This window comes from Pseudomonas sp. LTR0 (assembly GCF_036630035.1).
Classification (GTDB): Bacteria; Pseudomonadota; Gammaproteobacteria; order Pseudomonadales; family Pseudomonadaceae; genus Aquipseudomonas; species Aquipseudomonas putida_Y.
The window spans coordinates 1132881-1154552 of the sequence record NZ_CP123734.1 but is presented as its reverse complement, the minus strand read 5'-3'; the positions used below and the strand labels follow the sequence as shown (position 1 = coordinate 1154552).

22 protein-coding genes are annotated in these 21672 nt (G+C 62.2%); 16 read left to right on the top strand and 6 right to left on the bottom strand.

The window, feature by feature from the left end; all coding sequences use genetic code 11:
* The first annotated feature begins 99 nt into the window (after positions 1-99).
* The 5 genes from QCL51_RS05345 to pdeM all read left to right on the top strand — a co-directional run bounded on the left by QCL51_RS05345 (position 100) and on the right by pdeM (position 7165).
* Positions 100-1116, top strand: coding sequence for a ligase-associated DNA damage response exonuclease (locus QCL51_RS05345; protein WP_084850143.1), 1017 nt, complete (start codon positions 100-102; stop codon positions 1114-1116).
* Positions 1113-2771, top strand: a complete 1659-nt coding sequence (locus tag QCL51_RS05340) for an ATP-dependent DNA ligase (RefSeq protein ID WP_084850142.1) — start codon at positions 1113-1115, stop codon at positions 2769-2771. Before QCL51_RS05345 ends, QCL51_RS05340 begins: the two co-directional genes overlap by 4 nt.
* 113 nt (positions 2772-2884) lie before the next feature.
* Positions 2885-4000, top strand: coding sequence for a succinylglutamate desuccinylase/aspartoacylase family protein (locus QCL51_RS05335; RefSeq protein ID WP_084850141.1), 1116 nt, complete (start codon positions 2885-2887; stop codon positions 3998-4000).
* A gap of 67 nt (positions 4001-4067) precedes the next feature.
* Complete coding sequence (locus QCL51_RS05330) at positions 4068-6518, top strand: ligase-associated DNA damage response DEXH box helicase (protein WP_021781985.1); 2451 nt, start codon at positions 4068-4070, stop codon at positions 6516-6518.
* Positions 6515-7165: a ligase-associated DNA damage response endonuclease PdeM gene (pdeM, locus tag QCL51_RS05325; protein ID WP_084850139.1), complete on the top strand. Its 651-nt coding sequence runs from the start codon at positions 6515-6517 to the stop codon at positions 7163-7165. Before QCL51_RS05330 ends, pdeM begins: the two co-directional genes overlap by 4 nt.
* Positions 7166-7171: 6 nt before the next feature.
* Here the strand turns inward: pdeM and QCL51_RS05320 are convergent, their stop codons facing one another.
* The gene (locus QCL51_RS05320) at positions 7172-7399 is read right to left on the bottom strand and encodes a hypothetical protein (RefSeq protein WP_021781983.1); all 228 of its coding nucleotides are present in this window, start codon (positions 7397-7399) and stop codon (positions 7172-7174) included.
* Between the two features lie 94 nt (positions 7400-7493).
* Positions 7494-8060 carry a dCTP deaminase gene (dcd, locus tag QCL51_RS05315; RefSeq protein WP_003254920.1) on the bottom strand — a complete coding sequence of 189 codons (567 nt, stop codon included), beginning with the start codon at positions 8058-8060 and terminating at the stop codon, positions 7494-7496.
* Between the two features lie 327 nt (positions 8061-8387).
* On the opposite strand from dcd, the gene QCL51_RS05310 reads away from it, so the two are divergent.
* Positions 8388-8597: a cold-shock protein gene (locus QCL51_RS05310; RefSeq protein WP_003254922.1), complete on the top strand. Its 210-nt coding sequence runs from the start codon at positions 8388-8390 to the stop codon at positions 8595-8597.
* 166 nt (positions 8598-8763) lie between these two features.
* Here QCL51_RS05310 and apbC read toward each other — a convergent pair whose 3' ends face one another.
* Positions 8764-9858 carry an iron-sulfur cluster carrier protein ApbC gene (gene apbC, locus QCL51_RS05305; RefSeq protein WP_021781982.1) on the bottom strand — a complete coding sequence of 365 codons (1095 nt, stop codon included), beginning with the start codon at positions 9856-9858 and terminating at the stop codon, positions 8764-8766.
* A gap of 158 nt (positions 9859-10016) precedes the next feature.
* On the opposite strand from apbC, the gene metG reads away from it, so the two are divergent.
* From metG to QCL51_RS05270, 7 genes are all read left to right on the top strand, one after another.
* Positions 10017-12056 (top strand): methionine--tRNA ligase, encoded by a 2040-nt coding sequence (metG, locus tag QCL51_RS05300; protein WP_338444627.1) that lies wholly within the window; start codon positions 10017-10019, stop codon positions 12054-12056.
* A gap of 105 nt (positions 12057-12161) precedes the next feature.
* On the top strand, positions 12162-12710 hold the full coding sequence (locus tag QCL51_RS05295) for an Rnf-Nqr domain containing protein (protein WP_103443569.1): 549 nt from the start codon (positions 12162-12164) through the stop codon (positions 12708-12710).
* Entirely contained in the window at positions 12707-13678 is a 972-nt protein-coding gene (locus tag QCL51_RS05290) for an RnfABCDGE type electron transport complex subunit D (RefSeq protein ID WP_021781979.1), read from the top strand. The genes QCL51_RS05295 and QCL51_RS05290 overlap by 4 nt, the downstream gene beginning before the upstream one ends.
* On the top strand, positions 13675-14277 hold the full coding sequence (locus QCL51_RS05285; protein WP_021781978.1) for an RnfABCDGE type electron transport complex subunit G: 603 nt from the start codon (positions 13675-13677) through the stop codon (positions 14275-14277). The genes QCL51_RS05290 and QCL51_RS05285 overlap by 4 nt, the downstream gene beginning before the upstream one ends.
* Positions 14270-14794: an Rnf-Nqr domain containing protein gene (locus QCL51_RS05280; protein ID WP_021781977.1), complete on the top strand. Its 525-nt coding sequence runs from the start codon at positions 14270-14272 to the stop codon at positions 14792-14794. Before QCL51_RS05285 ends, QCL51_RS05280 begins: the two co-directional genes overlap by 8 nt.
* A gap of 4 nt (positions 14795-14798) precedes the next feature.
* Entirely contained in the window at positions 14799-15437 is a 639-nt protein-coding gene (nth, locus tag QCL51_RS05275; RefSeq protein WP_010952257.1) for an endonuclease III, read from the top strand.
* 104 nt (positions 15438-15541) lie between these two features.
* Positions 15542-15718 carry a hypothetical protein gene (locus QCL51_RS05270; protein WP_003254937.1) on the top strand — a complete coding sequence of 59 codons (177 nt, stop codon included), beginning with the start codon at positions 15542-15544 and terminating at the stop codon, positions 15716-15718.
* Positions 15719-15788: 70 nt separating this feature from the next.
* Here the strand turns inward: QCL51_RS05270 and QCL51_RS05265 are convergent, their stop codons facing one another.
* Positions 15789-16412, bottom strand: a complete 624-nt coding sequence (locus QCL51_RS05265) for a response regulator transcription factor (protein ID WP_021781976.1) — start codon at positions 16410-16412, stop codon at positions 15789-15791.
* Between the two features lie 368 nt (positions 16413-16780).
* On the opposite strand from QCL51_RS05265, the gene QCL51_RS05260 reads away from it, so the two are divergent.
* Entirely contained in the window at positions 16781-17263 is a 483-nt protein-coding gene (locus tag QCL51_RS05260; protein ID WP_021781975.1) for a hypothetical protein, read from the top strand.
* Between the two features lie 66 nt (positions 17264-17329).
* Here QCL51_RS05260 and QCL51_RS05255 read toward each other — a convergent pair whose 3' ends face one another.
* Together QCL51_RS05255 and QCL51_RS05250 are read right to left on the bottom strand one after the other, a co-directional pair.
* A complete protein-coding gene (locus tag QCL51_RS05255; protein WP_021781974.1) occupies positions 17330-18547 on the bottom strand; it encodes an argininosuccinate synthase in 1218 nt (405 codons plus the stop codon).
* A gap of 167 nt (positions 18548-18714) precedes the next feature.
* Positions 18715-19668 carry an OmpA family protein gene (locus tag QCL51_RS05250; protein WP_021781973.1) on the bottom strand — a complete coding sequence of 318 codons (954 nt, stop codon included), beginning with the start codon at positions 19666-19668 and terminating at the stop codon, positions 18715-18717.
* 130 nt (positions 19669-19798) lie between these two features.
* Here QCL51_RS05250 and pyrC point away from each other — a divergent pair, with 130 nt between their 5' ends.
* The gene (gene pyrC / locus QCL51_RS05245) at positions 19799-20845 is read left to right on the top strand and encodes a dihydroorotase (protein ID WP_021781972.1); all 1047 of its coding nucleotides are present in this window, start codon (positions 19799-19801) and stop codon (positions 20843-20845) included.
* Complete coding sequence (rnt, locus tag QCL51_RS05240; protein WP_021781971.1) at positions 20842-21516, top strand: ribonuclease T; 675 nt, start codon at positions 20842-20844, stop codon at positions 21514-21516. Before pyrC ends, rnt begins: the two co-directional genes overlap by 4 nt.
* Positions 21517-21672: the final 156 nt, after the last annotated feature.

Genomic DNA, 21672 nt, shown 5'->3' with positions numbered 1-21672 from the left:
GGCCTGGAGAACTTTTTCAGCGGCCCCCTCCACATCCATCCGAACTAACGCCTTGCACCACAAATCCTAACGGGTAAGCCCAGAACTAGTGCCCGTGCCATGGACCTTGTCATCGCCCGCCCCGAAGGCCTGTACTGCCCGCCCGGAGATTTCTACATCGACCCCTGGCGGCCCGTGGACCGGGCTGTCATTACCCACGGCCACGGCGACCACGCGCGCACCGGCAATGGCCATTACCTGACCGCCAGCCCTGGTGCCGGCATTCTGCGCAGCCGCTTGGGCCAGGACATCAATTTGCAGCCCCTGCCCTACGGTGAGCGCCTGCTGCACCACGGTGTGACGTTGAGCCTGCACCCGGCCGGGCATGTGCTGGGTTCGGCGCAGGTGCGCATGGAGTACCAAGGTGAAGTCTGGGTTGCATCCGGTGACTACAAGGTAGAACCCGATGGCACCTGTGCGCCCTTCGAACCAGTGGCGTGCCACACCTTCATCACCGAATCGACCTTCGGCCTGCCGATCTACCGCTGGCCAAGCCAAAGCGAGATCTTCGCCGGCATCAATGCCTGGTGGCGGGCCAACAGTGAACAGGGCAAGGCCAGCGTGCTGTTCTGCTATGCCTTCGGGAAGGCCCAGCGGATTCTGCATGGGCTGGATGCCAGCATTGGCCCGATCCTCGTACATGGCGCCATGGAGCCGCTCAACCGGGTGTACCGGGATGCCGGCATCCGCCTGCCGGAAACCCGCTACGCAGGCGATATTCCGCGCAACGATCCACTGCTGCGCCAGGCACTGGTCCTGGCGCCCCCATCAGCCAGCGGCAGCAGCTGGATGCGCCGTTTTGGCGATTACAGTGATGCCTTCGCCAGCGGCTGGATGCTGCTACGCGGCGCCCGCCGGCGGCGCGGCGTGGACCGGGGCTTTGTGCTGTCCGACCACGCCGACTGGCCTGGCCTGCTCTGGGCCATTGGCCAGACCGGTGCCCAACGGGTGATGGTCACCCACGGCTCGGTCGAGGTACTGGTGCGCTACCTCACCGAACAAGGCCTGGATGCCCGCGCCTTCGTCACCGAGTATGGCGACGAAGACGATGTGCCCAACACCGCCCCCTCGCCATGAAAGCCTTCGCTACGCTGTTCCTGCGCCTGGACGCGACCACCTCCAGCAATGCCAAGCTCGAGGCACTGCGGGACTATTTCGACATGGCGCCCGCCGACGATGCTGCCTGGGCGGTGTATTTCCTGGCCGGCGGGCGCCCACGCCAGCTGGTGCCCACCCGCCTTCTACGTGAACTGGCAACGACGCTGGCTGGCCTGCCGGACTGGCTTTTCGAAGAAAGCTATCAGGCCGTGGGCGACCTGGCCGAGACCATTTCGCTGCTGCTGCCGCTGCACGCCGATGGCAGCGAGGAAGGCCTGGCCACCTGGGTGGAACAGCACTTGCTGCCCCTGCGCGGCCTGCCGCCTGAGCAAGTCAGGCTGCGCCTGCCACCGCTCTGGGCGCGGTTGGACCGCGCCAGCCTGATGCTGTGCCTGAAGCTGATCACTGGCAGCTTTCGCGTGGGCGTGTCAAAGCTGCTGGTCACTCGCGCCTTGGCGCAACTGGCCGGGCTAGATGCCAAACGCGTGGCCCAGCGCCTGGTCGGCTACACCGATACAGGCCATCGCCCTACTGCAGCCAGCTACCAGAGGCTGATCGCTCCAGAGTCCGCCGATGAACACAGCCAGCGCGGCGGCCAGCCCTACCCATTCTTCCTGGCCCATCCGCTGCAAGCACCCAGCGATCAATTCGATACCCTGCTCGGACCGCCAAGCGATTGGCAAATCGAGTGGAAGTGGGACGGCATTCGGGCGCAGGTGGTGAAGCGCGATGGCCAGCTGTGGGTGTGGTCGCGCGGCGAAGAACTGGTTACCGAGCGTTTCCCCGAACTGCATGGTCTGGCACAGACGTTGCCCGATGGCGTGGTGCTTGATGGCGAGATTCTGGTCTGGAAACCCGGTGAAACCGAGGCGGAACTGGCCGTGCAGCCTTTCGCCTTGCTGCAACAGCGCATCGGTCGCAAAACGCTGGGCAAAAAGCTGCTGAACGATGCACCGGTGGTGTTGCAGGCCTACGACCTGTTGGAGTGGCAGGGCGATGACTGGCGCAGCCGCCCGCAGCACGAACGCCGAAGCCAGCTGGAACGCCTGGTGGATGAACACCCACTTGCCCCCGTGCTGTTGTCGCCTTTGCTGCAAGGCCCGGACTGGACCGACCTTGCCCGCCAGCGCGAGCAATCGCGCAGCCTGGGGGTGGAGGGCTTGATGCTGAAGCAGCGCGAGGCCCTTTACGGTGTGGGGCGCACCAAGGACATGGGCATTTGGTGGAAGTGGAAGATCGACCCGTTCAGCGTCGATGCGGTGCTGATTTATGCCCAACGCGGCCACGGCCGCCGGGCCAGCCTGTACAGCGACTACACCTTTGCCGTATGGGATGCACCGGCAGGTACACCTGGTCGTGCGCTGGTGCCCTTTGCCAAGGCCTATTCGGGGCTCAGTGACGAAGAAATGCGCAAGGTCGACGCCATCATCCGCAAGACCACGGTGGAAACGTTCGGCCCGGTACGCAGCGTGACGCCAACGCTGGTGTTCGAGCTGGGTTTCGAAGGCATCGCCCTGTCCCGGCGCCACAAAAGCGGTATCGCCGTGCGCTTTCCGCGCATGCTGCGCTGGCGGCTGGACAAGCCGGTGGAGGAGGCAGATGACCTGGCCACCTTGCAGGCGCTACTGGCCTGAAAAAGTTTGCGATGTCCGACTGCTGCAGGATGAGGCGCATTCGCTGAAACTATGCTTCTATTTTTGAGCCGACCCGTGTCGCAGACCGTTTTCGCCACGCAGCCAGGACCAACATGCACCATTCAACCCATGACCTGCTCTCCCCCGTACCGGGCATCACCCGCCAACTGCACAGTTTCCACTTCGGCCCCCGCAGTGGTGGCAAAGTCTATATACAGGCCTCGCTGCATGCCGACGAGCTGCCGGGCATGCTGGTAGCCTGGCACCTCAAGCGCCGTCTGGCCGAGCTGGAACAGCAGGGCCGACTGCAGCGCGAGATCATTCTGGTCCCGGTGGCCAACCCGACGGGCCTGGAGCAAGTGCTGCTGGACGCACCATTGGGGCGTTTTGAACTGCAAAGCGGCGAGAACTTCAATCGCAACTTCGTCGACCTGTCGGACAGCATCGGCGACGAGATCGAAGAACACCTCACCCAGGACCCACAGCACAACCTTGCACTGATCCGCGAATACCTGCGCCGAGGCCTGGACGCACACCCGGCCCGCACCCCTCTGCAGGCCCAGCGCCTGATACTGCAGCGCCTGGCCTGCGATGCCGATATGGTGCTGGACCTGCACTGCGATTTCGAAGCGGTCGAGCACCTGTACACCACACCCGATGCCTGGCCCCAGATCGAACCCTTGGCCCGTTACCTGGGTGCCCAGGCCAGCCTGCTGGCAACCGACTCGGGCGGGCAGTCGTTCGATGAATGCTTCAGCCTGGTCTGGTGGCAATTGCAGCAGCGTTTCGGCAAACGCTTTCCGATTCCGCTGGGCTGCTGCTCGGTAACCGTCGAGCTGCGTGGTCAGGCGGATGTCAGCCATGACCTTGCCAGCCAGGACTGCCAGGCGATCCTCGACTTCCTGACCCACGCCGGCGTCATCGAAGGCACCAGTGCCGCCCTGCCCGCACTGTTACGCCACGCCACGCCGTTGGCCGCGGTGGAACCCGTGGCAACGCCACTGGGTGGGTTGCTGGTTTATCACGCCAAACCCGGCCAGCACCTGGAGGCCGGCCAATTGATCGCCGAAGTCATCGACCCGCTCAGTGACCGAGTTACCGCCCTGCGCAACAGCCAGCCAGGCCTGCTGTATGCGCGTAGCGTACGGCGCATGGCCACCGCTGGCATGGTCATCGCCCATGTGGCCGGCGAACAGGTATGCCGCAGCGGCTACCTGTTGGCCAATTGATCCGGTAAAACCATTGCAGCCGGCAGGTGGTCTGTAGAAGCACAGCCTTCGGAGGGCCATCTGCCTCATGCCTGCTGCTACCGACCTCGCCAATGCCTGGTTTGCCAAGCGCGGCTGGAAGCCCTTCGCTTTCCAGCGGCGCGTATGGGCTGCCGTCGCACGGGGCGAGTCCGGTTTGCTGCATGCCAGTACCGGTGCAGGCAAGACCTACGCAGTATGGCTCGCTGCGCTACGTGCGTTCAAGGCTGGGCCGCAAGGCCGCCAGCCAGCGCCCTTACAGGTGGTGTGGGTGACGCCCATGCGTGCCTTGGCCGCCGACACCGCACGTGCGTTGCAAGCGCCGCTCGATGAGCTCGAGCTGCCGTGGAGCGTGGGGGTGCGCAGCGGCGACACCAACAGTGCCGAACGCGCCCGACAGGCCCGGCGGCTACCCAGTGTGCTGATCACCACCCCCGAAAGCCTGACCCTGCTGCTGACCCGGGCACAGGCACATGAGGATTTCGCCACGCTGCAACTGGTGGTAGTGGACGAATGGCACGAGCTGCTTGGCAACAAGCGCGGGGTACAACTGCAGCTGGCCTTGGCGCGCCTGCGGCATTGGCACCCAGGCCTACCGACCTGGGGCTTGTCGGCAACGCTCGGCAACCTGCAACACGCACTGGATGTCTTGCTACCGCAGGGCGGCCTGCTGGTGCAAGGCCGGCAAGACAAGGCGCTGCAAGTCGACACCCTGCTGCCAGCAGTGATCGAGCGCTTCCCTTGGGCTGGGCACATGGGCCTGAAGATGCTCGACCAGGTCTGTCACGAGATCGACGCCAGTGCCAGTAGCCTGGTGTTCACCAACACCCGTGCCCAGGCCGAAGTCTGGTATCAGGCCCTGCTTGAGGCCCGCCCGGACTGGGCCGGGCTGATCGCCCTGCACCACGCCTCGCTGGCCCGCGATACCCGCGACTGGGTCGAGCGCAGCCTCAAGCAAGGCAGCCTGAAGGCGGTAATCTGCACGTCCAGCCTGGACTTGGGCGTGGACTTTCTGCCAGTGGAACGGGTGCTGCAGATCGGCTCGGCCAAGGGCATCGCCCGCCTGATGCAGCGGGCGGGTCGCTCAGGACACGCGCCTGGGCGGCGCTCCAGGGTCACCCTGGTGCCCACCCATAGCCTGGAACTGGTGGAAGCGGCGGCGGCCCGGCAGGCACTGACAGCCGGCCACATCGAAGCTCGTTTTTCACCGCGCCTGTGCATGGACGTGCTGGTACAGCATCTGGTCAGTATGGCCTTGGGCAGTGGCTTTCGCCCGGAGCAACTGCTCGCCGAAGTGCGCAGCACCTGGGCCTTTCGCGAGTTGCGCGACAACCAATGGCAATGGGCGCTGGATTTCGTCTGCCACGGCGGCAGCTCACTGACCGCCTACCCGGACTACCAGCGCGTCGAGCGTCAGGCCGACGGTGTTTATCGGGTTACCAGCGAACGCTTGGCACGGCGCCACCGTATGGGCATCGGCACCATCGTCAGCGATGCCAACCTGCAATTGAAATACTGGAGCAAGGGCGGCGGGGGGAAAACGCTGGGCAGTGTTGAAGAAGCGTTCATCGCTCGCCTGCGCCCCGGCGATACACTGGTGTTTGCCGGGCGGGTACTGGAGTTGGTGCGTGTGGAAAACATGACCGCCTATGTGCGTCGCAGCACCGCGCGCAAGGCCGCTGTGGCGCGCTGGAACGGCGGGCGCATGCCGCTCTCGAGCGAGCTGGCCGAGGCGCTGGTCGAGCAGCTCGATGCTGCAGCCCATGAACGCTTTGACGGGCCGGAAATGCGCGCAGTACGCCCACTGCTTGGGCTTCAGGCACAGTGGTCAGCCTTGCCCACCACAGGCACACTGCTGGCCGAGACCTTCAAGTCCCGTCAGGGCTGGCATCTGTTCCTGTACCCCTTTGCCGGGCGCATGGCCAACCTGGGCTTGGCCAATCTGATTGCCTGGCGGGTCAGCCGCGCACAACCGCTGTCGGTGTCGATTGCCGTCAATGACTACGGCTTCGAACTCCTCAGCCCTGCCAAGGTGGACTGGGCCACGCACCTGCCGCAAGCGCTCGGCACCGGGCATCTGCTGGAAGATGTGCTGGCCAGCCTGAATGCCGGGGAAATGGCACTGCGGCGCTTTCGGGAAATTGCCCAGATTGCCGGCCTGGTGTTTGGCGGCTATCCCGCCGCGCAGAAGAGTACGCGGCAGATCCAGGCCTCCAGCGGCCTGTTCTATGAGGTGTTTCGCAAACACGACGCAGGGAACTTGCTGCTTGGCCAGGCGCGGGATGAAGTATTGAGCGAAGAGCTGGAAATCGAGCGGCTACGTCGGCAATTGCTAAAAATGAGCGCGTTGCAACTGGACCTGCGGGCGTTGAAGCGGCCAGGGCCACTGGCGTTTGCCTTGCTGGTGGAAGGCATGCGCGAGACGTTGAGCACCGAGAAGCTGGCAGACCGGATTGCGCGGATGGTGGCGGACCTGGAGCAAGCGGCGGACGCGGAATGAATTACCAACCCATCGAACACTGTGGTCAGGTGCTCTGGCTGCTCGCCGACAAAGCCGTCTACTGGCCCGCCCGCCGGGCCCTGCTGGTGGCCGACGTGCACATCGGAAAGGCCGCCAGCTACCGTGCCCTGCATCAACCGGTGCCACGCGGAACGACTGAGGCGACACTCGCCCGGCTCGATAGCTTGCTGGCCGCGCATGACTGTGAGCAACTGATCATCCTGGGCGACTTTCTGCATGCCCGCACGGCCCGTGCACCGGCAACGCTGGCCAAAGTGGATGATTGGCGCAAGCGGCACAAAGAACTGAAAATAGTGCTCATACGCGGCAATCATGACCGCAACGCCGGCGATCCACCCGCCTCGCTCGATATTCAGGTCGTGGACGAGCCGTGGGTTCTGGAGCCCTTTGCCCTGCAGCACGAGCCGCAGCTCCACCACACACACCCGGTACTGGCGGGCCACGTACACCCAGTCTTCGTCCTGCGAGGCAAGGCCCGTCAGCGCCTGCGCCTGCCTTGCTTCCTGATCGATGAGCAGGTCAGCCTGCTACCTGCATTCGGTGAGTTCACCGGAGGGTGGGAAATAACGCCCGCCAGCGCCAGCCGCGTGTACCTGGCTGGCGCTGACCGCGTCTGGACGCTGTAGCGACGCTCAGGCAACAGGGGCGGGAGGCGCCTCGTCCGGCAAGGTCGGCTCGCCTGGCTCCATGGGTGGCGTCTCACCGGGCTCCGGCGGTTGTGGAGTATCGGGGTCAGGTTGATGAGGCACGCCCCCCGCCTGCATGGGCAGCGGGTGCGCCAGCAGTGACCAGGGCAACAACCCTACGTGATTGGGCTGCAGGCCTGCCAGCTTGGCACTGATTGCGGGATGGAGTTTCATTGGCTGCTCCTGACGAAAGCCGATGCACATCATGCACACCGGCGTTACTTCGTTGGAGTGCCAAAGGCGCGGGTAATTCCCCGCGCTTGTCGGCTCAGGTACGCGGCAGGGTGACGCCGCGCTGGCCCTGGTATTTGCCGCCACGATCCTTGTACGACACTTCGCACTCTTCGTCGGACTGCAAGAACAGCATCTGCGCCACGCCTTCGTTGGCGTAGATCTTCGCCGGCAGCGTGGTGGTGTTGGAGAACTCCAACGTCACGTGGCCTTCCCACTCGGGCTCGAGCGGCGTGACGTTGACGATGATGCCGCAACGGGCGTAAGTGCTCTTGCCCAGGCAAATGGTCAGCACGTCACGGGGAATACGGAAATATTCGACAGTGCGCGCCAGGGCGAAAGAGTTTGGCGGGATGATGCACACGTCGCTCTTGATATCGACGAAGCTGCCAGCATCGAAATTTTTCGGATCGACGGTAGCCGAGTTGATGTTGGTGAACACCTTGAATTCGTCGGCGCAGCGTACGTCGTAGCCATAGCTGGAGACGCCGAAGGAGATCACGCGGTTGTCCTGCTCGCCGCGCACCTGGCGCTCGACGAAGGGCTCGATCATGCCGTGTTCCTGCGCCATGCGGCGAATCCACTTGTCCGATTTGATGCTCATGGCGGGGTGTCCTGAAGAGTTGCGAGGTGAAAATCGTGACGCGCATATTACCGGTCCCGGCGCCCAGGTTAAAGTTCCATCCCACATCCCGCGCCGGGTGGGGGCTGCAGCCGCCGCCGATCCGAATTTGCCTAAAGCGTCTTCTGACCATTGGCAGGTTGCGGAAAGTGGGGTAAGGTGTTGCCACTGTGCTGCACGTGACACCGAGAATCTCTAGTTTGATGCACGATCCTGATCGGCCCATCGCTGAATTTTCTGCTCTCTTTGCGCTCAGTCCCGGGCAGGGTTTTTCCTGACCGTTATCAAATTGTCCAAGGAGACAGAAAAATGTCCAACCGTCAATCCGGTGTTGTTAAGTGGTTCAACGATGAGAAAGGCTACGGCTTCATCACCCCTCAGTCGGGCGACGACCTGTTCGTGCACTTCAAAGCCATCCAAGCTGACGGCTTCAAAACCCTGAAAGAAGGCCAGGCTGTTACTTTCGTCGCTACCCGCGGCCAGAAAGGCATGCAGGCTGAAGAAGTTCAGATCGCCTAAGTCGATCTAGCTTCCTAGCTTTCAAAAAAACCCGCCTTCTGGCGGGTTTTTTCATGCCTGCTCGAAATAGGCGCTGGCCTCTTCGCAGGCTCACCCGCTCCCCAGGGACTGCACAGATTTCAAGTACGGCGCAGTCGCTGTGTGCGGGCAAACCCGGTATGACAGGTCAGTCTTCGCTGATGGTAATGCTCGGCATTGCCGGTGCCGCTGCTTCCTGCAGCACGATCCGCGCGCCCACCTGGCGGGCCAGTTCCTGGTAAACCATGGCAATCTGGCTTTCCGGCTCGGCAATCGCAGTCGGCTTGCCGCTGTCGGCCTGCTCACGGATCAGCATCGACAACGGCAGCGACGCCAGCAGGTCGACGCCATACTGGCTGGCCAGCTTCTCGCCGCCACCTTCACCGAACAGGTGTTCGGCATGGCCGCAATTCGAGCAGATATGCACAGCCATGTTCTCGACCACGCCCAGCACCGGAATGTTGACCTTACGGAACATTTCCACGCCCTTCTTGGCATCCAGCAGAGCCAGGTCCTGCGGCGTGGTGACGATCACCGAACCGACCACCGGCACCTTTTGTGCCAGGGTCAGCTGGATGTCACCGGTACCCGGTGGCATATCGATCACCAGGTAATCCAGGTCATCCCAAGCGGTCTGGGTGACCAGTTGCAGCAGCGCGCCCGACACCATCGGACCACGCCATACCATTGGCGTGTTGTCGTCGGTGAGGAAGGCCATCGACATCACTTCCACGCCGTGGGCCTTGATCGGCACGAACCACTTCTGCTCGCGAATCTTTGGACGGGTACCCTCGGCGATACCGAACATCACACCCTGACTGGGGCCGTAGATATCGGCATCGAGGATACCTACCCGGGCACCCTCGCGCGCGAAGGCCAAGGCCAGGTTGGCTGCGGTGGTCGACTTGCCCACACCGCCCTTGCCCGAGGCCACGGCGATGATGTTCTTGACGTTGGCCATGGCTGGCACTTGGGCCTGGGCCTTGTGCGCAGCCACCACGCAGTCGATCGAAACTTGGGCACCAGTGACACCCTCAAGGCCGCCGATGGCGGTCTGCAGCACCTGGGCCCAGCCGTTCTTGAACAGCCCAGCGGCATAACCCAACTGCAACTGCACGCTGACCTGCCCGCCCTGGATATCGATGGCGCGCACGCAGCCGGCGCTGACCGGGTCCTGGTTCAGGTAGGGGTCGGTGTACTGGCGAAGCACGCCTTCAACGGCGGCACGGGTGACGGCACTCATGGAGACTCCCATTGGCAAACTGAATGTAAAACAGCCGCCTATCCTAACCCGTCAATCGTCAGCAGATACGCTTGCGGGGTGAAATATCTTCGCCAGCCCTTTATAGTGGCCGATCATCCTCATTTTTACCCCGTAGCCAGATAAGTAGCCGAGCCACCATGTCCGAGCCACGCCAGATTCTCGTCACCAGCGCCCTGCCCTATGCCAATGGATCGATCCATCTCGGCCATATGCTGGAGTACATCCAGACGGACATGTGGGTGCGCTTCCAGAAGCTGCGCGGCAACCAGTGCATCTATGTCTGCGCCGATGACGCCCACGGTTCGGCCATCATGCTGCGCGCCGAAAAGGAAGGCATCACCCCGGAACAGCTGATCGCCAACGTCCAGGCCGAGCACAGCAGCGATTTCGCCGACTTCCTGGTGGACTTCGACAACTTCCACTCCACCCACAGTGAAGAGAACCGCGAGCTGTCGAGCCTGATCTACTCGCGCCTGCGTGAAGCCGGGCACATCGCCACCCGTTCGGTGACCCAGTACTTCGACCCGGAAAAAGGCATGTTCCTCGCCGACCGCTTCATCAAGGGCACCTGCCCGAAGTGCGCGGCCGAAGACCAGTACGGCGACAACTGCGAAAAATGCGGCGCCACTTACGCACCTACTGAGCTGAAGAACCCCAAGTCAGCGATCTCCGGTGCCACCCCGATACTGCGTGATTCCCAGCACTTCTTCTTCAAGCTGCCAGACTTCCAGGCCATGCTGCAGCAATGGACCCGAAGCGGCACCCTGCAGGACGCGGTAGCCAACAAGCTGGCGGAATGGCTGGATTCCGGCCTGCAGGAGTGGGATATCTCCCGCGACGCGCCGTACTTCGGCTTCGAGATCCCGGGTGAGCCTGGCAAGTACTTCTACGTATGGCTGGATGCGCCGATCGGCTACATGGCCAGCTTCAAGAACCTCTGCGCACGCCGCCCGGAACTGGACTTCGACGCCTTCTGGAACGAGGGTTCCAAGGCCGAGCTGTACCACTTCATCGGCAAGGATATCGTCAACTTCCACGCCCTGTTCTGGCCAGCCATGCTCGAAGGCGCCGGCTTCCGCAAGCCGACCGCGGTCAACGTGCACGGCTACCTGACGGTCAACGGCGCCAAGATGTCCAAGTCGCGCGGCACCTTCATCAAGGCCCGCACCTATCTGGACCACCTGCAGCCGGAATACCTGCGTTACTACTATGCGGCCAAGCTGGGCCGTGGCGTCGACGACCTGGACCTGAACCTGGAAGACTTCGTGCAGAAGGTCAACTCCGACCTGGTCGGCAAGGTCGTCAACATTGCCAGCCGTTGCGCCGGTTTCATCCACAAGGGCAACGAAGGCGTGATGGTAGGCGGTGATGCCGCGCCTGAGCTGACCGAAGCCTTCCTGGCTGCCGCGCCCTCCATCGCCGAAGCCTATGAGGCCCGTGACTTTGGCCGCGCCATGCGCGAAATCATGGCACTGGCCGACCGCGCCAACGCCTGGATCGCCGACAAGGCACCGTGGTCACTGGCCAAGCAGGAAGGCAAGCAGGATGAAGTCCAGGCCATCTGCGCCCAAGGCATCAACCTGTTCCGCCAGCTGGTGATCTTCCTCAAACCGGTACTTCCGGTGCTGGCGGCTGACGCCGAGGCATTCCTCAACGTGGCCCCGCTGACCTGGAACGACCACCTGACACGCCTGGAAAACCACCCGCTTAACCCGTTCAAGGCCCTGATGAGCCGTATCGAGCCGGCCAAGGTCGAAGCCATGATCGCTGCCAGCAAGGAGGACCTGCTGGCTGCCGAAGCCAATGCCCCGGCGGGCAATGGCGAACTGACCAAGGACCCGCTGTCGGCAGAGATCGAGTTCGATACCTTCGCGGCCGTCGACCTGCGCGTGGCGCTGATCGTCAAGGCTGAAGCCGTAGCGGGTGCCGACAAGCTGCTGCAACTGACCCTGGACATTGGTGACGAGCGCCGCAACGTGTTCTCCGGCATCAAGTCGGCCTACCCAGACCCGTCCAAGCTGGAAGGCCGCCTGACCATGATGGTAGCCAACCTCAAACCACGGAAGATGCGCTTTGGCGTGTCCGAGGGCATGGTCATGGCTGCCGGCCCTGGCGGTGAAGAAATCTACCTGCTGAGCCCGGACAGCGGCGCCAAGCCAGGCCAGCGCATCAAGTAACTCCCCTGCGGGCCATTGTGGGAGCGGCCTGCCCGCTCCCACAATACGCAGGCCCCTTCATGTCAAATCCGGACAATCGCCCTGATTCCCGGCTATCGTCATCTCATGAATGACTACATCCTGGTCCTGATCAGCGCCGCACTGATCAATCACCTGTGCCTGCTCAGACAGCCACTCTCCGGGTTGCAACTACAGGTGCACGGCCTGGCCTGCGCCCTGTGCATTGCCTTGGGCGTAATCGGCGCGCAACTGCTGGCGTACGCCGTACTTGCCCCGTTGCACATCCACGATCTTGCCCTGTTCCTGCTATTGCCTTGGCTGGCTTTGCTCGCCTGGGGCCTGCCCTGGCTACTGGCCAAGTGGCGCCCAACCTGGCCCGTAGTGGGGTTGCCAGCGCTGCTGTTGAGCAATGCCGCAGCGCTTGGGGTGGCTCTACAACAGGCAAGCGACGACGTCAGCTGGCCAACCGCGCTACTCCAAGGCTTGCTGACGGCTGGCGGCTTCTGGCTGACGCTGATGGTGTTCGCCGACCTGCACCAGCGCAGCGTCCACGCCGATATCCCCGACGCGCTGCGCGGCCTGCCCATCCAATTGATCGGTGCCGGGGTAATGGCCATGGCGTTTTCCGGCTTCAACGGGATGTTTGGCCAATGAGCAGCCCCGATCCGCGCCTGCGCACCAGCATGGGCCTGGTGTTGCTCGCCTGCACGCCTGGACTGCTGGCGCTAATGTGGCTGCATGGCTGGGGCATGGTGCTGAACCTGTTGCTGTGTGCCAGTGCCGCGCTGCTGTGCGAAGCATTGCTGCTGGCACTGCGCAATCAATCACTGAGCCAGGCGCTAAACGACGGCAGCGCACTGGTAACCGCCGTGCTACTGGCGGCCGCCCTGCCCACCCTGGCGCCATGGTGGCTGCCGGTCATCGCGGCATGTGTTGCGATCGGCATCGGCAAGCAGGCCTATGGTGGGGTCGGGCGAAATCTGTTCAATCCGGCCATGGTGGGTTACGCCTTCGTGCTGCTCAGCTTCCCATTGCAGATGAACCATTGGCCGGCACAGGCCCCGGGCCTGCTCGACAGCCTGCAGCAGGTGTTCGCTGGGGGCGATCAGATTGATGCCTGGGCCCGTCCGACATTGCTCGACGGCCTACGCCACAACCGCAGCCTGACCATTGACGAGCTGTTTGCCAGCCATCCGGGCTTTGGCAGCATTGGTGGGGCAGGCAGCGAATGGGTCAACCTGGCATTCCTGCTTGGCGGCCTGTTTTTGTTGCAGCGCAAGGTGATCAGTTGGCATGCACCGGCAGGTTTGCTGGCAGGGCTATTGATATTCAGCCTGTTGGGCTGGAATGGTTCGGGGTCGGACTCCAATGGCTCGCCTTTGCTGCACCTGTTTTCCGGCTCGACCATGCTGGCAGCATTCTTCATTGCGACCGAGCCGGTGTCCGGCCCCAGAAACGACTGGGCCAAGTTGTGCTTCGGCCTGGGAACAGGGCTGCTCATCTACCTGATTCGTACCTGGGGCAGCTACCCGGATGGCACCGCGTTCGCCGTCCTGCTGATGAACCTTTTGGCACCGGCACTCGAGCGCGTGGCTGTGCAACGTCAGCAGGCAGCCCGATGAAGCATGGAGCTCGGGATGTGGGCCTGCTGCTACTGACTGGAGTATTGGCAGTGTCAGTCACCCTGGCCTGGCGGCAGTGGACCAGCCCGGCCATCGCCAGCGCCGAAAAACAAATGCAAAGCCGCCAGCGGCTGGCCGTGCTGCCCGAAGGCAGCTATGACAACCAGCCCCTGGAAAGCCCACTGCCAAGGCCCGCCGCACAGCGGCCCAACAGCCGTATCCTGGCGGCTTACCGTGCCACTATGGCAGGCAAGCCAAGCGCCATAGTTCTGGTCACACAGGCGCAGGGATATGTCGGGCCAATCGTGCTGAGCGTCGCGATCGCCACAGACGGCCGGCTGATCGGCAGCCAGGTCGTCGAACAACAGGAAAGTCCCGGGCTGGGCGCTCACCTGGCTGACCCACAGCTGCAGTGGCTGAAACAGTTCGACAACCGCCATCAGGGCGATCACTGGGCGCTAAAGCGGGACCAGGGTGATTTTGACCAGTTGGCCGGCGCAACCGTGACCTCGCGGGCAGTGATCGCCGCGTTGCAGGACGCACTGAATTATTTCGATGAGCAGCGTAGTGTATGGCTGGAGGGCGCCGCGCATGAATAGGTTTTGCCTGCTGGCCATGAGCCTCGCTCCCCTGTTGGGCGCCACCCGAACGCTGGGTGAAGGCGCGGCCATCGGCCTGTGCGCAGTGGTGATGGGATGCCTGCACCAACTGTTGCTGGCCCCCCTGCGTAAACGCGTCGCCAGCTGGGCATATGTACTGGCCAGCCTGCTGCTACTGGCAGCTCTGGCCAGCTGCCTGCAGTTGGCCATGCGGGCCTGGCTGCTACCACTGGCCATTGCACTGGGTCACTATCCCGCATTGTTGTGCCTGCAATGCCTGGCCAGTGACCATCTGCTTCCTGACCAACGCCGCTGGCACGTGCTCGCAAAGCACCTCGGCGCTGTCTTTGCCAGTTGCCTGCTGCTGGGCGCCAGCCGCCAATGGCTGGCTGACCATACCGAGCTGCACCTGGCCAGCCTCGCCCCCGGTGCGCTACTGCTGCTGGGATTGCTGTTGGCCTTGTACAATCGCCTGCGTCCGGGCTCTGCCCATCCACATCGTCAAGGAAAGCCCTGATTTCATGAATGCCGCCAAACGCCTGGAGATTTTTCGCAGGCTGCACGAAGACAACCCCGACCCAAAGACCGAACTGGCCTACACGACCCCGTTTGAACTGCTGGTCGCCGTGACACTGTCCGCGCAATCCACCGACGTCGGCGTCAACAAGGCCACTGCCCGCCTGTTCCCCGTCGCCAACACCCCCGAGGCCATCTATGCCCTGGGCGTTGAAGGCCTTAGCGAATACATCAAGACCATCGGCCTCTACAACAGCAAGGCCAAGAATGTCATAGAAGCGTGCCGGCTGCTGATCGAGCGCCACGACAGCCAGGTACCGCAAACCCGCGAAGCGTTGGAAGCGCTGCCCGGCGTCGGCCGTAAAACCGCCAACGTGGTGCTTAACACCGCGTTTCGCCAACCGGCGATGGCAGTGGACACCCATATCTTCCGGGTGAGTAACCGCACGGGTATCGCGCCAGGTAAAACGGTGCTGGAAGTGGAAAAGAAACTGCTCAAGTTCGTACCAAAGGATTACCTGCTCGATGCCCACCACTGGCTGATCCTGCACGGGCGCTATGTGTGCCAGGCGCGCAAGCCACGGTGCGGCAGCTGCAGGATCGAAGATTTGTGCGAGTACAAGCACAAAACCTCCGACGATTGAGCCGATAGGCAGAAACCAATCACGTCGATTGAAAAAATCTTTTTTACCAGCGTCTGCTTTCTGGTTATAAGGACGGCCAATGGCCCCTTGGCTTGGAGCGACTCATGAGTACCGATAAAGACGACCTGTCGATCGATGATGATTTTGTTGCCGCAGACGATGACGCGGAACCACAGGTTGAAACCGCAAAGACCAACCTGAGCAAACGCCGCACCATCGACAACATGCTAGAAGAACGGCGCCTGCAGAAGCAGCTGGCCGATTTCGATTACGACCTTTAGTTCTGGCCCTTTAGTCATGGATCGTTAGCCTTGGCAAAGCCTCCTGGCTGGAGGCTTCAAGGCCTGGCGGTCAGTTCAAACCTTGCCGTTGCGCCAGCTCGATCAGGTCAACCAGTGACCGTGCATTGAGCTTGAGCAAGAGCCGCGACTTGTAGGTACTGACCGTCTTGTTGCTGAGGTACATGCTGTCGGCAATCTCCTTGTTCGAACGCCCTCGCGCCAGTTGTTGCAGCACGGTCATCTCTCGCGCAGAAAGGCGATTCACCATATCCGTCTCACTGCTCGCGCCCCTGCCACGTGACGCATGCAAGGCCTGGTTGGGGAAGTAGCTGTAACCCGACAACACAGCCTTGATAGCGCTAAGCAGCTCGGTAAGCTCCTGCTGCTTGCACACGTAACCCGCCGCCCCCGCCTGCATGCAGCGCATCGAAAAGTTACCGGGAGCCTGCGACGTCAGCACCAGCACCTTGCTACCCGGGCTGAATGTCGCCATGCGGGCGATCACCTCCAGGCCATCCAGTTTCGGGATACCGATATCCAGCACCACAATATCCGGCAGGTGTTGCCGTGTCAGCTGCAGCGCAGCCACCCCATTGTCAGTCTCCGCCACAACGTCATACCCATGCCGCTCCATCAGCATGCGTACGGCCAGGCGTATGACCGGATGATCATCCACGATAAGCACTTTATTCATGCGATATCCATACATTGTTGTTGCTTTGGCACGCCACGATAACCGACAGGACGCTTGCTGGCGCGGCGATTTACCAGTGAAAGCCATGGACAGACAAAACCTACAGAGCTTACAGAAACTTCCTACACATTAAGACTATGGTTGTAACAAACAAATTACTTATTACCGAAAGAAACGGTACCACCCACTAACATAAACGCACCAGTTGAATACTGATCTTCAGCAGAGGAGAACTTCCGACTCGAACGCGTTGAAAAATCAACACAACTAGGTTCTCTGACGATCATTCCTCCCCCGGGAAAGAATCCAGCCTTTAGTTGAGTACAGCAGTAAGGTAAAGATGGACAAAACCGCTGGAGACGGCCCCTATGACCCAAGCACAACCTGTCGCCCCGCTGACGATCATTGCCATCTTCGCGGGGATTATCGAAGCCTCCGCCCTTGCCACACTGCCATTTCTCGGCGAGTCCAGCCAAAAGCTCTACACCTGGTTCCTGGTAGGTTTTCCATTCTTTCTGACGGCACTGTTTTTTCTGACGCTCAACTTCAATTACAAGTCGTTCTACAGCCCGCTCCCCAACAACCCTGTACACGAAAACACGCCAGCACTGAACAGTGCGGCCACACCCGCTATTGCCAATGATGCCCGTGAGGCGGTACAGGGCGAGCCTGTTACATTCATGTTCTCCGGCCCCGACGCCTGTCGCATGATGGAACAACAACTCTTGCACGCTCTTGCCCACCCCCCCGAGCCGGCGCGAGTCTGGCGCTTTTGTAATCTGGATAGACGTCAATGTGCGCAGCTTTCGATCAGCGCACTTGAGGGCGATGATGTGAACCCTCGAAGTTGAACGACTCGCCTTTGCGCAGGCATAAAAAACCCCGGACTGAGCCGGGGTTTTCACGCACACCAGCAATCAGAGCAGCGAACGGCCCTTGTTGGCGGCAATGCGCATACGCAGCGCGTTGAGCTTGATGAAGCCAGCAGCGTCTTCCTGGTTGTAGGCACCACCATCTTCTTCAAAGGTGGCGATGTTGGCATCGAACAGCGAATCGTCCGACTTGCGGCCAACCACGGTCACATTGCCCTTGTACAGCTTCAGGCGCACCACACCATTCACGTTCACCTGCGAAGCATCGATCATCTGCTGCAGCATCAGACGCTCCGGGCTCCACCAGTAGCCGGTGTAGATCAGGCTGGCATACTTGGGCATCAGCTCATCTTTCAGGTGAGCGACTTCGCGGTCCAGGGTGATCGACTCGATGGCACGGTGGGCCTTGAGCATGATGGTACCGCCAGGCGTTTCGTAGCAACCGCGCGACTTCATGCCGACGTACCGGTTTTCGACGATGTCCAGGCGGCCGATGCCGTTGGCACCACCGATACGGTTCAGGTCGGCCAGAACGGTAGCCGGGGATTTCTCGACGCCGTCGATGGCAACGATGTCACCATTGCGGTAGGTCAGCTCGATATAGGTAGCCTGGTCCGGGGCGTTCTCAGGCGAGACACTCCAGCGCCACATGTCTTCTTCGTGCTCGGTCCAGGTATCTTCCAGGACACCGCCTTCATAGGAGATGTGCAGCAGGTTGGCGTCCATCGAGTACGGCGACTTCTTCTTGCCGTGGCGCTCGATCGGGATGCCGTGCTTCTCGGCGTAGTCCATCAGCTTTTCGCGGGACAGCAGGTCCCACTCGCGCCATGGGGCGATGACCTTGACGCCTGGCTTCAGGGCATAGGCACCCAGCTCGAAGCGCACCTGGTCGTTACCCTTGCCGGTGGCGCCATGGGAAATGGCGTCGGCGCCGGTTTCGTTGGCGATTTCGATCAGGCGCTTGGCGATCAGCGGACGGGCGATGGAAGTACCCAGCAGGTACTCGCCTTCGTAGACGGTGTTGGCGCGGAACATCGGGAACACGAAGTCACGCACGAACTCTTCGCGCAGGTCGTCGATGTAGATCTCTTTAACGCCCATTGCCTGGGCCTTGGCACGAGCCGGTTCGACCTCTTCGCCCTGACCCAGGTCAGCGGTGAAGGTCACCACTTCGCAGTTGTAGGTATCCTGCAGCCACTTGAGAATCACCGAAGTATCAAGGCCGCCGGAATACGCCAGTACGACCTTTTTTACGTCCGCCATGCCATCACTCCACGGGGTTGTACGGAAAGGGACCGATTCTACCGGCGTTGCGGATAAATTTACAGTGGGGCGACAGCTTCTGACGACAAAGCGACAGAAATTGTCGGAAGGGCGACTTGCCAGATCAACACGGAAATTTAACGCAAGGGTTGGCGCCCCATCCGGTCTCAGGGCGCCTTCGCCCCCGACGCGGGAGCAGCCGGAACGGCTGGAGCGGGAGCAGCCGGCGACACGGGCTCAACCGGTTTTTCCACCGCCTTTTCAACCTCCGCCACCCGATCCAGCTCGATATTCACCCGCCGATTACGCGCCCGGTTCGATGCACTGTTGTTCTTCGCCAGCGGATAACGCTCACCATGGAAGCGCACAGTAATCTGCTCTTGCGGCACACCGTGAGCCTTGAAGTAATCGGCCACGGCCAATGCGCGGCGGCGCGACAGGTCGCGGTTGGTCAGGCGGTTGCCACTGTTGTCGGAGTGGCCGTTGAGCTCGATATGGTTAACCGTAGGGTCGGCCTTCAGGTAGTCGACAATCACCTCCAGCCGCGCCTTGGCTGCTGCATCCAGCTCGTAACCGCCCCCAGGGAAGCCCACTTGAGTCTGGCGCACCTGGTCATAGTTCATCGGCAACAGCTTGCCGGCACAGACCTGATAGTCATTGTAGGCTTTGGCGAAGCTGACCGGCAGCACCCGCACCTCCATCGGCCTGCCCGCCTCACCGGTGTAGTTGCGCACGACGGTGCTACGCCCGTCGAGCAAACCGTTGATCAGCCGGCTGGCCTGCCCCTGGGAGGAGCTGAACAGCACACCGCTGCGGGCCATGCGCACATGGCCCAGGTTGATATCGCCACGCCCAGGTTGCCAAGGCGCTGCCGCGGCCAGCAGGCTGGCGGTGCCGGCACCCAGTACGTTGCTGTCCGAACGCAGCTGGAACACCGGCTGCTCGCCTGCCCGGCGCACGAACGTACCGCTGCCGAAACCTTCGATCGGTTGGCTCAGACGACACTCGAACTGGTCACCCTCGACCTGCCAGGCAATGTTCTCCATGCGCGTCTGGAAAGTCAGTGCGCCGGCCGGCAGGCTGGCGAACAGGGTCAACAGGGCTAGGTAACGCTGGCGCACGGGCGGCTCCACAATTTCTGACGGCTTACCAGCAGGCTATCGGACGCCGCGCGGAAAACTTGATAGCCGTGCTCGCCCCAGGGTTTTCCGGTAGGATTGGGGCTTGAGTTCGACCCGCCTGGAATCCCCAATGTCCGATCGCCTGACCCTCCTGCGCCCCGACGACTGGCACATCCATCTGCGCGATGGTGCCGTCCTGCCCCACACCGTTGGCGACGTGGCGCGTACCTTCGCCCGTGCCATCATCATGCCCAACCTCGTGCCGCCGGTGCGCAATGCCACCGAGGCCGGCGCCTACCGTGAGCGCATTCTGGCTGCCCGCCCGGCCGGCAGCCGCTTCGAGCCGCTGATGGTGCTGTACCTCACCGACAACATCAGCCCCGAGGACGTCCGCGCGGCCAAGGCCAGCGGTTTCGTGTACGCCGCCAAGCTGTACCCGGCCGGCGCCACCACCAACTCCGATTCCGGCGTGACCAGCATCGACAAGATCTTCCCGGCCATAGAGGCACTGGCGGAAGTGGGTATGCCGCTGCTGGTGCATGGCGAAGTGACCCGCAGCGAGATCGACGTGTTCGACCGCGAGAAGCGCTTCATCGACGAGCACTTGCGCCGTGTGGTCGAGCGCTTCCCGACGCTGAAAGTGGTGTTCGAACACATCACCACCAGCGACGCCGCGCAGTTCGTCACCGAGGCCCCGGCCAACGTGGGTGCGACCATCACCGCCCAGCACCTGCTGTACAACCGCAACCACATGCTGGTTGGCGGCATTCGTCCGCACTTCTACTGCCTGCCGATCCTCAAGCGCAATACCCACCAGGTGGCCTTGCTGGACGCCGCCACCAGCGGCAACCCGAAGTTCTTCCTCGGCACCGACTCGGCACCTCATGCCCGTCACGCCAAGGAAGCAGCCTGCGGTTGCGCGGGTTGCTACACCGCCTATGCGGCCATCGAGATGTACGCCGAAGCTTTCGAACAGCGTAACGCGCTGGACAAGCTGGAAGGCTTCGCCAGCCTGCACGGCCCGGCCTTCTATGGCCTGCCGGCGAACACCGACACCATCACCCTGGTCCGCGAAGAATGGACCGCTCCGGAAAGCCTGCCATTTGGCGAGCAAACCGTAGTCCCGCTGCGCGCTGGCGAAAAACTGCGCTGGCGCCTGCTGGAGGCAAACGCGTGAGCGAAGACCTTTACGAAGACGACCTGGAAACCCAAGGCAGCAGCGGTCCTCGCCACCCGATGGCCGAGCGCTTCCGCGGCTATCTGCCGGTCGTGGTGGATGTTGAAACCGGTGGTTTCAACAGCGCTACCGATGCGTTGCTGGAAATTGCCGCTGTCACCATCGGCATGGACGAGAAAGGCTTCCTGTTCCCCGAACATACCTACTTCCACCGAGTAGAGCCGTTCGAGGGCGCCAACATCGAGCCGGCCGCACTTGAGTTCACCGGGATCAAGCTGGACCACCCGCTGCGCATGGCGGTCAGCGAGGAAAGCGCGATGACCGACATATTCCGCGGCGTGCGCAAGGCCCTCAAGGCCAACGGCTGCAAGCGGGCGATTCTGGTCGGCCACAACAGCAGCTTCGACCTGGGTTTCCTCAATGCAGCAGTGGCGCGCAATGACCTGAAGCGCAACCCGTTCCACCCGTTCTCCAGCTTCGACACCGCCACCCTGGCGGGCCTGGCGTATGGCCAGACCGTGCTGGCGCGGGCCTGTCAGAGCGCCGACATCGACTTCGACGGGCGTGAGGCGCACTCGGCACGTTACGACACCGAGAAAACGGCTGAGCTGTTCTGCGGCATCGTCAACCGCTGGAAAGAAATGGGCGGCTGGCGCGATTTCAACGACTGATCTGCCAAAAGCATTCGCGGGCACGCCCGCTCCCACAGGTTAACCTTTGCCTTCAGGCATGCAGAGAATCTGTGGGGGCGGGCGCTCCCGCGAAGAGGCCGGCACAGGAAGGCAAAAAAAACCGGCCACGAAGGCCGGTTTTTTATGCACGCAGCA